This is a genomic window from Ensifer sp. 1H6, assembly GCF_001976035.1.
Lineage (GTDB): Bacteria > Pseudomonadota > Alphaproteobacteria > Rhizobiales > Rhizobiaceae > Ensifer > Ensifer canadensis.
In genome coordinates, this window is the sequence record NZ_MOAI01000004.1 from 44,604 (window position 1) to 59,259 (window position 14,656).

Below are 14,656 nucleotides of genomic sequence, written 5' to 3' on the forward strand. Positions count from 1 at the left end.
GGCGGCACGATGCATCAGATCGACAAGATAGACCGTAGAATTCTCAACATCCTGCAGGCGGATGGCCGGATCACCAATCTGGAGCTTGCCGATCGCATCGGCCTGTCACCGACGGCAACAAGCGAAAGACTGCGCCGGCTGTTGAAGGAAGGGTATGTTTCGGGCTTCGGCGCCCGTCTCGATCCGCAGAAGCTCGGCTTCGGCCTGCTCGTCTTCATCGAGGTCATGCTCGACAAGACGACGCCCGACGTGTTCGATCAGTTCGCGATCGCGATCAAGCAGGCGCCGGCGGTTCTCGAATGTCACATGGTCGCCGGCGGCTTCGACTATCTCGTCAAGACCCGCTTCGAGGACATGGCGGCCTACCGCAATTTCCTTGGCCAGGTGCTGTGGACGCTGCCGGGCGTCAAGGAAACCCGCACCTATGCTGTCATGGAAGAGATCAAGAACGACGGGCCACTGCCGCTCGTCTGAGACCAAATAAGAATGACCCCGGGAGCCGATGGGATCCCGGGGCAAGCACTTTAGTACGGCACCCCTGAACCCGCGCTTACGCCGCGTCGAGCGACGCCATGTCGATGACGAAGCGGTAGCGGACGTCGCTCTTGACGACACGCTCGTAGGCTTCGTTGATCTCCTGGATCTTGATCGTTTCGATCTCCGAGACGATGTTGTGGGCGCCGCAGAAGTCGAGCATTTCCTGGGTTTCCTTGATCGAACCGATCATCGAGCCGGAAATGCTGCGGCGGGCCGGAACCAGCGCGAAGGCATGGACCGGCACGGCATTTTCCGGAATACCGACCAGCACGAAATCGCCGTCGACCTTCAACAGGTTGAGATAGGCGTTCCAGTCGATCTCGGCTGCGACCGTGCAGATGATCAGGTCGAACTGGCCCTGAAGCGTCTTGAAGGTTTCCGGATCGTTGGTGGCGAAGTAGTGGTCGGCACCGAGCTTCAGCCCGTCTTCCTTCTTCGACAGGCTTTGGCTGAGCACCGTCACCTCCGCGCCCATGGCGTGGGCGATCTTGACGCCCATATGGCCGAGACCGCCCATGCCGACGATCGCGACCTTCTTGCCGGGACCGGCCTTCCAGTGACGAAGCGGCGAATAGAGCGTGATGCCGGCACACAAAAGCGGTGCCGCCGCGTCGAGCGGCAGGTTTTCCGGGATCGACAGGACATAGCCTTCCTTGACGACGATGCTGTCGGAGTAGCCACCCTGCGTCGCTGTCTTGCCGTCGGCCTCGACGCCGTTATAGGTCACCACCAGACCTGGCATGTAATGCTCCAGATCGACGTCGCGTGTCGCGCAGGTGGTGCACGAATCGACGAAGCAGCCGACGCCGGCGCGGTCACCCACCTTGAATTTGGTGACCTTGGAGCCGACGGCGGTGACGATGCCGACGATCTCGTGGCCGGGGACCATCGGGAAGGCCGAGTTGCCCCATTCGTTGCGTGCCTGGTGAATGTCGGAGTGGCAGACGCCGCAATATTTGATGTCGATCACCACGTCGTTGTCGCGCGGCTCGCGACGTTCGAAGGTGAAGGGCGTCAGCGGTTTCGACGCGTCGGTCGCCGCATATCCTCTTGCAATGGCCATCAGTCTGTCCTTCAATTTTGGGAGATGCGAAATGACCGGAGCGTTACCGGCAGATCGCAGGCAGGGACTATGCGTTCGCGATCGGCAAAAGCGTTATCGCGATCCTGCAAAGTTTTTGCCCGATCCTGCAAGAATGAAAAATATATGATGGCAATAGCGCTTCGAAGCCTTATCTGAGCATTGCCGCACACAATGCTAAGCCGCTGGAAAGACCACAGAATATGACAGCCACGCGACAGACTGCCAGACAGGACATGATCGACGTCATTGCCCGGATCACCGGGAAGGACGGCGACCACCAGACCGCAATCCCAGGTTTGAGCATTCATCGCCATTCCGGCGACGCACCCGTCAATTGCGCGGCCTACAAGCCGAGCCTTGCGATCATCGTCCAGGGCGCCAAGCGCGTGGTACTCGGCGACGAGACGCTGATCTATGGCGCTTCCGATTATCTGCTGACGTCGATCGACCTGCCGGTGTTGTCGCAGGTCTGCAAGGCTTCGGCCGACGAGCCTTATCTCAGCTTCGCCTTCCAGATCGATACGGCCAAGATTCCGGCATTGCTCGACTTTCTGGCGCAGGGGCATATGCCGGCCTCCGCCTCGCCGCGCGGCATGACGGTCAGCAAGATCACACCTGACCTCGAAGATGCAGCACTCAGGCTCTTGCGGCTACTCGACCGGCCCGACGATATTCCCGCACTGCTGCCGCTGGTCGAGCAGGAAATTCTGTATCGCCTGGTGACCGGCCCGCACGGCCACCGGCTTCGCCAGATGGCAACAGTCGAAAGCCAGCCGCATCAGGTCGGCCGCGCCGTCGCCTGGCTGAAGGAGCACTATTCCCGGCCGCTGCGCATCGACGACCTAGCGAGCCGGGTCTCGATGAGCGTTTCGTCGCTGCACCACCATTTCAAGGCGATCACCGCAATGAGCCCGCTGCAGTACCAGAAGCAGTTGCGGCTGCAGGAGGCGCGGCGGCTGATGCTGGAAGAAAGTCTCGATGCCGGAGATGCCGGCCATCAGGTCGGCTACGAGAGCCAGTCGCAATTCAGTCGCGAATATGCCCGCCACTTCGGCGAGCCGCCGTTGCGCGACATCGGCCGCGTGCGCCGTACGTTGGTCGAGCGCTTCTCCGGCGAGGCGGAGATGCTGAGCGAGGGGTGATACGCCTCAGGTTCTTTCGATATCCCCGGGAATATCAGCTACGCTCGATATCCCGCCTGAGCACGATCGACGTCGTCAGATCCTCGACGTTGTCCATGGTCGCCACTTCGTTGCGCAGTTCATTCAGCGCGTTGATGGAGCCGACCTCGACCTCGACGACCAGATCGAGCTGGCCGCTGACGGAGGAAACCTTGCGCACGGAAGAAAAGCCGGCGAGCCGGTCAAGCACGCCGATCGACGGCGTACGCTGCAGCGTGACGAGCAGGAAGGCCTGGATCTGCCCCTCCTCCAGCTGGCCGATATCGGCGCGGTAGCCGCGAATGATGCCCGCCTTTTCCAGGCGGGTGACGCGCTCCGTCGTCGCACTTCGGGAAAGCCCGATCCTGCCCGCCAGCGACTTCATCGGGATGCGCGCCTCCCGCGACAGGATGCTGAGGATCGTCCGGTCGATCGCGTCGATGTCCTGCATGATTTCCGCCTCCGAGCGCGCCGACAAGATGACGGTTATTATAAACATAATGTCGGTGCAACCGGCATAATGCCGGATGCATGCGTCGGCCGCTCGTGCAACTCTGCCTCTCAAGACGAGGGTTCCCATGAACGACATGCTGAAGACGACACCAGACTTTTCTATCGACGCTGCGTCAGCACTGCTGAAGCAGCATTACGGCCTTTCCGGCACGCTGTCGCTGCTGGCCAGCGAACGCGACCAGAACTTCAAGGTCGAGGCCGCCGACGGCGCCACCTATATCCTGAAGGTCGTCAATGCCGCCGAGCCCGAGGTCGAGAGCGACTTCCAGACGGCGCTGCTCAGCCATGTCGGAACCTTTGCCGCCGAATTGCCGGTGCCGCACATCAAGCCGACATTGGCCGGCACCAGCCTTGCCGGAACCACCAGCCAGCACGGCGTCAGCCACAGGCTGCGCCTCGTCAGCTGGGTCTCGGGCAACCCGCTCGCCGAAACCGGCCGCAGCACCAGTGCGCTCCAGTCGCTCGGCCAGATGCTCGGCCGCTTCGACGCCTCGCTGAAAGGCTTCATGCATCCGGGTGCGTTGCGCGACCTCGACTGGGACATTCGCAAGGCCGGCCGTTCCAGGGACAGGCTGAACCATGTAACCGAGCCGGATGACCGCGCATTGCTGGAGCGTTTCCTTGTCCGCTTTGCAAAGTCGGTGGAGCCGAGGCTGGCGACACTGCGGTCGGCTGTCATCCACAACGACGCCAACGACTGGAACGTACTGGTCGACAAATCAGATCATGACCGCATCTCCGGGCTGATCGATTTCGGCGACGCACTCTATGCGCCCGTCATTGCCGAAGTCGCCATTGCCGCCGCCTATGCCGGTCTCGACCATCCCGACCCGATCGGCGCCACCGCCGCCATCGCCCGCGGCTTCCACGCGGAATATCCGCTGCTCGAAGAGGAAGTCGATCTTCTCTTCGACCTCATCGCCATGCGGCTCGTCACCTCGGTGACGATCTCGGCCTCGCGCCGCGCCCACACGACCGACAATCCTTACCTTGCCATCAGCGAAAGGCCAGCCTGGACGCTCTTGCGCAAACTCGACCGGATGAACCCGCGCTTTGCCACCGCGATCCTGCGCAAGGCCTGCGGCTTCGAGGCAGCTCCGGGAACGCGCGGCGTTACCGCCTGGATTAGCGAAAACCGCAAGGCGCTCGCGCCGCTGCTCGAACGCCCGGCCGCGACCTACCCAGCAGCGCTCGTGCCCTACGGCGACCCTGATCATCCGATGACGGTGAAATCCGCCGGTGAACAGCCGGATGAGGCCCAGGCGATCTGGGAAGACTATTGCCGCGAAAACGGCGTCGATCTCGGCATCGGCCCCTGGGGTGAGGCGCGCACCGTCTATGCCGGCGAAATGTTCGTCTCACGGCTGGTCGAGAACACCCGCCGCACCTGCCATCTCGGGCTCGACCTGTTCATGGCAGCCGGCACCAAGGTGTTCACACCGATCGCCGCCACCGTCGTCAGCGTCGAGATCGAGGCGGACCCGCTTGGTTACGGCTGCCTGATTGCGCTTCGCCACGAACCCGAGGGCTGCCCGCCCTTCGTGTCGCTCTGGGGTCATCTGGCGCACGAGACAATGGGCCGGATCAAGGCTGGCGACCGGCTCGAAGCCGGTGCGCTCGTCGGCGAAATGGGTGCTCCGATGGAAAACGGCGGCTGGGCGCCGCACCTGCATTTGCAGCTTTCCATCGACGCAAACCTTTCGGCGACCGAAATCCTCGGCGTCGGCGAACCGCAATATCTCGACGTCTGGGCCGAGCTCTTCCCCGATGCGCGCACCTTCGCCGGCATTGCCGAGGAGTTTTACGCAAAGAGCGGTCGTGCGCATGACGAGATCGTCAAGCTGCGCAAGGAACTGCTGCTGCCGAACCTGTCGATCTCCTACGAAAAGCCGATCAAGTTCGTGCGCGGCGAAGGCGTCTGGCTGATCGACGACAGTGGCCGCGCCTATCTCGACTGCTTCAACAATGTCTGCCACATCGGCCACGCCCATCCCGCGGTCGTCGAGGCGATGACGAAGCAGGCGGCGATCCTCAACACCAACACGCGCTATCTGCACGACAATATTGTCGCCTATGCGGAACGGCTGACCGCGACGCTGCCGAAAGAACTGACAGTCGCCGGTTTCGTCAACAGCGGCTCGGAGGCAAACAGCCTGGCGCTGCGCATGATGCGCGCGCATACGGGCCGTGAAAACGCCATCACGCTCGACTGGTCCTATCACGGCACCACGCAGGAGCTGATCGACATCAGCCCCTACAAATTCCGTCGCAAAGGCGGCAAGGGCCCGAAACCGCATGTCCATGTCGCTGCCGTTCCCGACAGCTATCGCGCGCCCGCCGATTGGCCGGCAGAAGAACACGGCAAGCGCTTTGCCGAAAGCGTCGCAGAGCAGATCGCGGCCATGCAGGCAAAGGGCGAAGGCCTCGGCTTCTTCATCGCGGAATCGATCCCGAGCGTTGCCGGCCAGGTGTTCCTGCCCGAAGGCTACTTGAAGGAAGTCTATCGCCTGGTGCGCGAAGCCGGCGGCGTCTGCGTCGCCGATGAGGTTCAGGTCGGCTTCGGCCGTGTCGGCAGCCACTGGTGGGCGTTCGAGACTCAAGGGATCGTTCCCGACATCGTCACCATGGGCAAGCCGATCGGCGACGGCCATCCGCTGGCCGCCGTCGTCACCACCCGCGAGGTCACCGACAGCTTCAACAACGGCATGGAGTACTTCAACACCTTCGGCGGAAACCCGGTTTCCTGCGCCGTCGGCCTTGCCGTGCTCGACGTCATCGAGGGGCAGGACCTGCGCGGCAACGCACTTGCTATCGGCAACTACCTCATCGGCTCCTTCCGGGCGATGCAGGCGCGTTACGAGGTGATCGGCGACGTCCGCGGCATGGGGCTGTTCCTTGGCATCGAACTGGTCAGCGACCGCAATACCAAGGCACCCGCCACCGAATTTGCCCGGGCCGTTTCCAACGGCGCCCGCCAGCGCGGCGTGTTGATGGGCACCGAAGGGCCACATGACAACGTCTTGAAGATGCGTCCGCCGATGATCTTCTCGAAACGCGACGCCGATCATCTGCTCGCCGTCCTCGAAGAGACCTTTGCGGATGTGAGCAGGAAGCTCGGTTAAGACCGGGCTCGATACCGCCGAAACGATAGCCAGTTGGCCGGGACGCGCACGTGCCCCGGCAGCGAAGACGCGTGCCTTTAAAACTGCATAACAAGAGGAGAACAGGACAATGAAACTTGGAATTCTAGCACTTGCGAGTGCGGCGTTTCTCGCCGGAACGGCAGCCAGCGCCGCCACGCTTGATGTCGTCAAGGAACGCGGCGAACTTCGCTGCGGCGTCAGCCAGGGCGTGCTCGGCTTTTCCGCGCCGAACGACAAGGGCGAGTGGAGCGGCTTCGACATCGACTTCTGCCGCGCGGTCGCTGCGGCCACGCTCGGCAACCCGGACAAGGTGAAATACGTGCCGCTCTCGACCAAGGAGCGCTTCACCGCGCTGCAGTCGGGCGAAGTCGATCTGCTTTCGCGCCAGACCACCTGGACGCTGTCGCGCGACAGCGATCTCGGCATGAGCTTCGTCGGCGTCAACTACTATGACGGCCAGGCCTTCATGGTGCGCAACGACCTCGGCGTGAAGAGCGTCAAGGAACTCTCGGGCGCCTCCATCTGCACGGAAACCGGCACGACCACCGAGCAGAACATGGCCGACTACTTCAGCTCCAACAACATCCAGTACCAGGTCATCGCTTTCGAAAAGCCCGACCAGACGATCCAGGCCTTCAACACGGCGCGCTGCGACGTCTATTCGACCGACGCCTCGGCGCTCTACGCCCAGCGCCTGACGCTGAACGACCCGGACCGCTTCGTCGTGTTGCCGGAAGTCATCTCCAAGGAACCGCTCGGACCGGCCGTGCGCCAGGGCGACGAGCAGTGGTTCAAGGTCGTTCGCTGGACATTGTTCGCGATGATCGAGGCCGAAGAACTTGGTATCACCAAGGAGAACGCGGCCAAGATGCAGGAAAGCGGCACGGTCGGCCAGAAGCGGTTCCTGGGCATCGACAACGAAGCCGGCAAGGCGCTGGGCCTCGGCCCGACATGGGCCTTCCAGGCGATCTCCGCCGTCGGCAACTATGGCGAGGTCTTCGAAAAGCACCTGGGCAAGGACAGTGCGCTCAAGATCGACCGCGGCCTCAACAAGCTGTGGAGCCAGGGCGGCCTGATGTACGCGCCGCCGGCGCGCTGATCGCAGGCAAATCCGGAGAAGGTCTTCCCTCCGGAATTGCGCCAATAAATAGACCAACCAACCATGCGCCGCGGCCCTCACCGCGGCGTTTTTCGCTTCTGGCGTTTGACAAGGAGCGGTTGCATTCTGTCTGTCTGCTCGGAGCGAGGCGTTGCGCAACGCCGCTTGTGGCAGCTTTCCCAAGGGGGATCTGGAGGTTCCGACAAAACGTACGGCGATGATGGACAGCGGACAGTCGACAAGTCAGGCCTCGTCATAGCAGATCGGGAAATCCCGACACCAGCGAAGACTTCCCTCATCCCTGTGCCTGTCACAGGGATCCAGCCAGCCCAAGTCCTTGGGCTGAAAAGTCCTCTGACCCGACCGACGTCGGATCGCTGGATTCCGGCACAAGGCCGGAATGAGGGCGTGGGGATGCCCCTTTCGTCAAACAGCAGGATCTGTCACCGTCTGACATTTCCGACGCCGGAGCGTTTTTTCTGGTCAACCGACAGGTGGGGCGCAACCCTTCAGAGTTTGACGATCGTCTTGCGCGCAAGCAGCCCCTGCGGCGCGAAGAGAAGCACGCCGATGACGAGCAGGATGGTGAAGGCATCGCGGTAGCTGAGCAGGCTTTCCGGCAGATAGGCCTGCAGGAACACCTCGATGAAGCCGAGCAGGAAGCCGCCGGCAACGGCGCCGGAGAGACTGCCGAGCCCGCCAATGATCGCGGCGATGAAGGCCTTCAAGACCGGCAGGAAGCCCATCAGCGGATCGACGCTGCCGCGCTGCGCCACCCAGAGAATGCCCGCGACGCCCGCGAGCAGTCCCGAAATGGCAAAGGCGGTCGCAACCACGGCATTGGCGCGAATACCCATCAGCCGGACGATGGCGAAATCCTCCGAAGCCGCACGCATCGCCCGGCCGAGAACGGTGGTGCGCAGGAAGAGGTTGAGCCCGACGAGCATGATGACCGTGACCAGGATCGATGTGCCTTGGATCAGGCCGAGGTGAAGGCCACCGATCTCGATCGTCCCGGAAAAGCTCTCCGGCATCGGCACCGGCTTCGGCCGCGCCGAAATGAAGTTCTGGAAGATGACGCGCAGGATGGCGCTGACGGCAAAGCTGGTGAGAAGCAGCGTCGTGCCGCTCGCGCCCCGCACCGGCCGAAAGGCGATGCGCTCCATCAACATGGCAAGCGCCACCGCGATCATCAGCGCGCCGAAGATGGCGAGCGGAAAGGGCACGCCCAGCAGAAGGGCGAAGCACAGCCCGTAGCCCGCCGCCGTCATCAGTTCGCCATGGGCGAAATTGATCAGCCCCATGATCGAGAAGACGACCGCGAGCCCAAGCGCGAGAAGCGCATAGGTGCCGCCGAGGCTCAGCGCGTTGACCAGCTGCTGCAGGAACATGTCCATCGTTGTGACCTCTTTGCCCCCGGCCTCAAGCGCCGAGATAGGCACCCTGGATTTCAGTTGAATTGCGAAGTTCGGCGGCAGTGCCGGAGAGCACGATGCGCCCGTTCGCCATGACATAGCCCGCGTCGGCGATTTCGAGCGAAAGTGCTACGTTCTGCTCGACGAGCAGGATCGTCAGGCCCTTCTGGCGCAGACCGGCGATCAGGTCGAAGATCAGGTCGACCACCTGCGGCGCCAGCCCGAGCGAAGGCTCGTCGAGCAGCAAAAGGTCGGGCGACGACATCATCGAACGGGCGATCGCCAGCATCTGCTGCTCGCCACCGGACAGCGAACCGGCTTTCTGGCTAAGACGTTCTTTCAGGATCGGGAAACGCGACAGCATGTCCTCGCGCACGTCGGATATCACCCCGCGCGCCTTGTGCATGGCGCCGCCAAGCAGCAGGTGTTCGTCCACCGTCAGGCTTGGAAAGATGCGCCGGCCTTCCGGCGTCAGCGTCATGCCGAGCCTGACGATCTGTTCCGGCGGCAGGCCGGAAATGTCCTGGCCATTGAACGACACCCGCCCCGCCTTCTTTGCCGCCAGGCCCATCAGCGCATTCAGCGTCGAGCTCTTGCCGGCGCCGTTGGCGCCGAGCAGCGTGACGATCTGCCCTTTGTTGACGGTGAGATCGACCCCCTTCAGCGCCTCGACGGCACCATAGGCAACCTTGAGGCCGCTCACTTCGAGCAGGGGCTTCTGAGCGGGAATTTCACTGTGCATCATCGGGGCAAAGTCCTTGCCATGGATTGCGAGACGGCCCTGCAGGCGGCCGAACGATCTCCGGCGCGGCGCCGAAGATCGCAAGTGGTGGCGGCTCAGGGGGCCGGAATGTCGGCCGCGGCGGGAACGCCCTGGCTGATCAGCTCGCGGTTGCCACCTCCGATGCGAACCAGCGAGACCGAACGCAATGGCATGCCTTGCGTGCCGGCGTAGCTGATCGGGCCGGTGACACCCTGGACGTTTTCGAGCGAGGCGATGGCGTTGCGGATGGCGACCGGGTCGATGCTGTTGGCTTCGGTCACGGCAGCGTCGATGACCTTTCCGAGGTCGTAGCCGTTGGCAATGTAGACCGTATCCGGCACCTGACCGAACTTCTCCTTGTACTTCACGTTGAAGTCGGCGAGCGGGCTGCCCTCACTGGCAAACCCGGCCGTGGTGAAGACCACGCCGTCGACGGTGGCGCCAAGTCCGAATGTCGTCGGCGAATCGATGCCGTCGCTGCCGAGGATCGGAATGGTGACGCCGGCGCCGCGCAGCTGGCGGATGAAGGCCGGAAAATCGGGCTCGTAGGCAGCCGTCATGATGACGTCGGGTGCCGGATTCATCGCCTTGATCTTGGTGACTTCGGCGCCGAAATCCTGCTGGCCCATGCTGAAGGTGCCTTCGCCCAGAAGCTCGCCGCCCTTGGCCTTGAAGGCTTCGCCGAAATATTCCGGAAGCTTCAGCGTATAGGCGCTATCGGGAGACTTGAGGATGTAAGCCTTCTTGTAGCCCTTCTCGACGGCGTAGGCTGCGAGCACTGCGGCCTGGACGTTGTCGGCGGGATAGTTGCCGAACATGTAGTCGCCGACAGCAAGCGGCATGGTCGGGGTGGTCGCACAGAACGAGAAGGCAGGGATTTGCGCCGCCTGCGTCACCTGGCCGGCGGCGATCGACGGATCGGCATCGCAAGGCGTGATCATGATCTTGACGCCCTGATCAACCAGTTCCTGCGCCACCAGTGCCGTCTGGGCAGCGTCCGAGCGCGTGTCCTTGGCCACCAGCTTGATCGGGAACTTGCCGGCAGCGCCGCCAGCCGCGTTGATTTCCTCGACGGCCATTTCCAGGCCCTTCAGCGACGGCTGGTCATAGGGAGCAAGGCCGCCGGTCTGGGCGGTGGCAAGACCGATGACCAAATCTTCGGCAAATGCCGGCAGCGGCGACAGCGCGAAGCCGCTAAGGATGGTGGTGAGGCACAGTGCCCTGAGATTCGATTTCATCGGTAAGCTCCCTCTTTCTGATTTCGTTTGCTGATCAAGCTGGATTGTGAAGGCTGCCTGTGCCCGGCCGGACACCGGTGGCCTCGACAACCTCATGCTGCGCCTGCGCTGACGAACGGCGACGGCCGATATAGGCTTCGATCACAGCCGGGTTGACCTGGATCTCCGCCGGTGTGCCGATGGCGATCTGCTGGCCCTTGTTGAGGACGACGACGATATCGCAGAGCCGCATGATCAGCTTCAGGTCATGCTCGACGACGAGCAGGCCGAGGCGGTACTTCGTGCGGATGCGGTCGAGCACGTGCATCAGTTCCTGCGTTTCGGCAGGGTTCATGCCGGCCGCCGGCTCGTCGAGCAGCAGGTAGCGCGGCCTCAAGGCCAGTGCGCGGGCGATCTCGAGACGGCGTTGCGCGCCATAGGAAAGTGTTCCGGCAAGCTGGTCGGAAAAGCCGTCGAGCCCAACCTCTGAAAGCACCAGCCGGGCGCTTTCCATCGGGTCCTCGCCATTGCCCTTCAAAGCACTCGCCGCCACCGTGACGTTTTCGAGCACGGTCAGGTTCTTGAACAGGCGGATGTTCTGGAAGGTGCGCGCGAGGCCGGCGACCGGAACCGCGTGAACCGACAGCGATGCGATATCTTTGCCGTCGATCAGCACGCGGCCACTCGACGGCGGAACGACGCCGGAGACGCTGTTGATCAGCGTCGACTTGCCGGCCCCGTTCGGGCCGATGAGACCGGTCACGAGACCCGGCTTGATCTCGAAATTGGCGTTTTCCAGCGCCACAAGTCCGGCGAATTTCTTGCCGAGATTTTCGACCTTGAGTGTTCCGCCCGGTGGGACCGGAGCAATTTTTTGCGCGCTGTCGGAGGCTGTCGCAGGCTTTGCGGCAAAGCGCTTCAACCAGGCAAGACGCTCATCCAGCTCGCGGACCCCGAAGATCCCGTCCTGGAGCCGATACATCACCACCAGGATCGCAACGCCGATGCCGATATCCGTGAGACCGAAGACGGTCGGAAGCGTGACGAAGCCGAGGTCGACACCGCCTTCGAGTTTGCGCAGAAGCTCGACGATCAGCATGATCACGGCCGTTCCGCCGACCGCACCCGAAACGGTGGTGACGCCACCGAGGATCAGCATGGCGAGCAGCACGAAGGTCAGGTTGAAATAGAAGTCCTTGGGCGAGAAGGCGCCGAGGAAATGCGCCAGCAACGCGCCCGCCGCCCCTGCCAGAATGGCGCCGAGGACCCAGCCGACAAACCGATGAAGCCTGACATTGACGCCGACGGCGGTCGAGGCGATCTCGTCCTCACGTGAGGCCCTCAACTTCAGCCCCGCGCCCGAATCCCGGTAGAGACGGGCGATGGCGATGGCGGCCACCGCAAAAGGCAACGCCACCCACAGATTGACCGCGCGCGGGATGCCGAAGAAGGTCTGGCTGCCGCGGGTGATATCGGTCGAGGCGACCAACACGACATGGACGATCACGAGAAAGCCGAGCGTCGCGATCGAAGCCGATGAACCGGCAAGGCGCGCGACGGGTATTCCGATCAGCACCGCGACTAGCGCCACGACCACCAGCGCCACGGCAAGCGCCGGCAGGAACGACATGCCGATGCCGGCGAGCCATTCCGGCAGGTGCGGCAGCGCCGTCTTCTGGACGATCGGGTTGATGGTGAGAAGGCCGGACGCATAGGCGCCGATCGCCATGAAGCCGACATGGCCGAAGGAAACGATGCCCGAATTGCCAGCATACATGCCGATGCCGAGCACTGCGATCACGTTGATCATGAACAGCGTCACGAGGCGCTCACCGCTCCCCGGAAAAACCAGCGAAGCGACGGCAGCGGCCACCAGCAGCGGCAACGACGTTAAAAGGATACCGACGACGGTTTCTCGCCTGACGCGGACCATCTGCATTCCCCCGAATTGTCGGCCCGCCTTTGTTTTTGGCTCGGGCCAGTTCCCGTAATGAAAGTTATCCCATCGCGATCAAATGTCAATCTTGTTTCAAAAAACATTCTCTGCTAGCAATTATGTAACAAAAATTAGAAATCGGGGTTCAAGCCATCATTTTTGGGAGGCGGAAATCGTGGCAATCCGGGATCGACTGACAGACGGGGCTATTACTTTCACACGATCGGAACTGAAGATCGTGCGGCAGCTCCTGTCGAACTATCCGGCAGCGGGATTGAATACCGTTGCCTATCTGGCTTCGTCGGCGGGGGTCAGCAATCCGACCGTGGTGCGCTTCGCCAACAAGCTTGGCTTCGAGGGCTATCCGGAGTTTCAGAAGGCGCTGCTCGGCGAAGTGCAGGAACGCATGAGTTCGCCGCTGTCGATGCTCGACGAGCGGCGGCCGTCGCTGGAACAGGAGAACTTCTACCAGTACTTCCTGCGCGCCAGCATCCATGCGCTCGAAGCTTCGATGCAGATGCTGCCGTCGGAGGATTTCGAGGCGGCGGTCGATGCGGCGGCAGACACGAGCGCACGAGCGCATTGCCTCGGCGGTCGGTTCAGCGGTTTTCTCGCCGGCCTGCTCTGGTCGCATATGAAGCAGCTGCGCGGCGACACCCGCTGGATCAACGGCAGCCAGGCCGACCAGGTCGACCAGCTCGTCGATCTCGGCAAACGCGACGTGCTGTTCGTCTACGATTACCGCCGCTACCAGAACGACACCATTCGCTTCGCCAAGCAGGCGGCCGCACAAGGCGCACGGATCGTGCTGTTCACCGACCGGTGGCTTTCGCCGATCGCCGAATTCGCCACCGTCACGCTGACGGCGCCGGTCGATACGGTCTCGCCCTACGACACGATGGTGCCGGCGATCGCCCAGACGGAAGCGCTGATCGCCGCGCTGACGGCCCGTCTCGCCACCCAATCGCGCGCCCGCATCGAGAAGATGGAGGAGCTGCGCCGCGGCTACGCCATCACCGAAGACGCTCTCAACCCGAACGTCGACGACGGCCGCTGACTATCTGCCGAAAGGCCAGGACCACAACCGAGGAGAATCCGAATGAGTGCCGTTACAGTGAAGGTCGGTGACGACATGCTGAGGCGCGACAGCGACTACGAGCGCGGCCGCACGTCCGTGCTGTTCGTCGACATGCAGCGCATCTGGTGCGAACCCAATCTCGATCCGACCCACCCGCAGGACGCCGACAGCTACTATCACAAGCGGCTGCGCCAGACGGTGATCCCCAACCAGGTCCGCATCCTCGAGGCGGCCCGCAGTTCCGGCTGCGAAGTGCTGCACACCATCATCGAGAGCCTGACGCTTGACGGCCGCGACCGCTCGCTCGACCACAAGCTTTCCGACATGCATGTGCCGAAGGGCTCGCCCGAGGGCCAGGTCATTCCCGAACTGGCGCCTGTCGACAACGAGATCGTGCTGCCGAAAACCTCTTCCGGCGTCTTCAACTCGACCAACATCGACTACATCCTGCGCAACCTCAACACCCGCTATCTGATCATCGCCGGCGTCATCACCGACCAGTGCGTCGACATGGCGGTGCGCGACGCCGCCGACCGCGGCTATCTCGTCACCGTCGTCAGCGACGCCTGTGCGACCTACAGCCCCGAGCGCCACGAAGGCGCCCTTCGCGCCTATTCCGGCTACTGCTGGACCACCGATACCGACACCGTCGTCAACCGCCTTCAGGGCCTGCGCCAAGCCTGAGCCGCTGCCGAAGATCTTGAGACAAGA

Annotated in this window: 12 protein-coding genes; 6 read left to right on the forward strand and 6 right to left on the reverse strand. The window is 62.8% G+C overall.

What is annotated here, in order from left to right; all coding sequences use genetic code 11:
• Positions 1-9: 9 nt before the first annotated feature.
• Positions 10-474, forward strand: coding sequence for an Lrp/AsnC ligand binding domain-containing protein (locus tag BKP54_RS06190; RefSeq protein WP_025424674.1), 465 nt, complete (start codon positions 10-12; stop codon positions 472-474).
• 76 nt (positions 475-550) lie between these two features.
• On the opposite strand, the gene BKP54_RS06195 is transcribed toward BKP54_RS06190, so the two are convergent.
• Entirely contained in the window at positions 551-1,600 is a 1,050-nt protein-coding gene (locus BKP54_RS06195) for an NAD(P)-dependent alcohol dehydrogenase (RefSeq protein ID WP_025424675.1), read from the reverse strand.
• 221 nt (positions 1,601-1,821) lie between these two features.
• Here BKP54_RS06195 and BKP54_RS06200 point away from each other — a divergent pair, with 221 nt between their 5' ends.
• On the forward strand, positions 1,822-2,763 hold the full coding sequence (locus BKP54_RS06200; protein WP_025424676.1) for an AraC family transcriptional regulator: 942 nt from the start codon (positions 1,822-1,824) through the stop codon (positions 2,761-2,763).
• Positions 2,764-2,797: 34 nt separating this feature from the next.
• Here BKP54_RS06200 and BKP54_RS06205 read toward each other — a convergent pair whose 3' ends face one another.
• Positions 2,798-3,280: an Lrp/AsnC family transcriptional regulator gene (locus tag BKP54_RS06205; protein WP_051509126.1), complete on the reverse strand. Its 483-nt coding sequence runs from the start codon at positions 3,278-3,280 to the stop codon at positions 2,798-2,800.
• 79 nt (positions 3,281-3,359) lie between these two features.
• Here BKP54_RS06205 and BKP54_RS06210 point away from each other — a divergent pair, with 79 nt between their 5' ends.
• Together BKP54_RS06210 and BKP54_RS06215 are read left to right on the forward strand one after the other, a co-directional pair.
• Complete coding sequence (locus BKP54_RS06210; RefSeq protein WP_057217892.1) at positions 3,360-6,416, forward strand: aminotransferase class III-fold pyridoxal phosphate-dependent enzyme; 3,057 nt, start codon at positions 3,360-3,362, stop codon at positions 6,414-6,416.
• Between the two features lie 109 nt (positions 6,417-6,525).
• A complete protein-coding gene (locus tag BKP54_RS06215; RefSeq protein ID WP_084814316.1) occupies positions 6,526-7,536 on the forward strand; it encodes an amino acid ABC transporter substrate-binding protein in 1,011 nt (336 codons plus the stop codon).
• Between the two features lie 509 nt (positions 7,537-8,045).
• Here the strand turns inward: BKP54_RS06215 and BKP54_RS06220 are convergent.
• The 4 genes from BKP54_RS06220 to BKP54_RS06235 form a co-directional block, all read right to left on the reverse strand.
• On the reverse strand, positions 8,046-8,933 hold the full coding sequence (locus BKP54_RS06220) for a branched-chain amino acid ABC transporter permease (RefSeq protein ID WP_025424680.1): 888 nt from the start codon (positions 8,931-8,933) through the stop codon (positions 8,046-8,048).
• Positions 8,934-8,958: 25 nt separating this feature from the next.
• The gene (locus BKP54_RS06225; protein ID WP_107028043.1) at positions 8,959-9,696 is read right to left on the reverse strand and encodes an ABC transporter ATP-binding protein; all 738 of its coding nucleotides are present in this window, start codon (positions 9,694-9,696) and stop codon (positions 8,959-8,961) included.
• Between the two features lie 92 nt (positions 9,697-9,788).
• A complete protein-coding gene (locus BKP54_RS06230) occupies positions 9,789-10,952 on the reverse strand; it encodes an ABC transporter substrate-binding protein (RefSeq protein WP_025424682.1) in 1,164 nt (387 codons plus the stop codon).
• Positions 10,953-10,986: 34 nt separating this feature from the next.
• The gene (locus BKP54_RS06235; RefSeq protein ID WP_057226595.1) at positions 10,987-12,864 is read right to left on the reverse strand and encodes a branched-chain amino acid ABC transporter ATP-binding protein/permease; all 1,878 of its coding nucleotides are present in this window, start codon (positions 12,862-12,864) and stop codon (positions 10,987-10,989) included.
• 178 nt (positions 12,865-13,042) lie between these two features.
• Here BKP54_RS06235 and BKP54_RS06240 point away from each other — a divergent pair, with 178 nt between their 5' ends.
• Both BKP54_RS06240 and BKP54_RS06245 read left to right on the forward strand, forming a co-directional pair.
• A complete protein-coding gene (locus BKP54_RS06240) occupies positions 13,043-13,924 on the forward strand; it encodes a MurR/RpiR family transcriptional regulator (RefSeq protein WP_025424684.1) in 882 nt (293 codons plus the stop codon).
• A gap of 42 nt (positions 13,925-13,966) precedes the next feature.
• Positions 13,967-14,629 (forward strand): isochorismatase family cysteine hydrolase, encoded by a 663-nt coding sequence (locus BKP54_RS06245; protein ID WP_025424685.1) that lies wholly within the window; start codon positions 13,967-13,969, stop codon positions 14,627-14,629.
• The last annotated feature ends 27 nt before the right edge of the window (positions 14,630-14,656 follow it).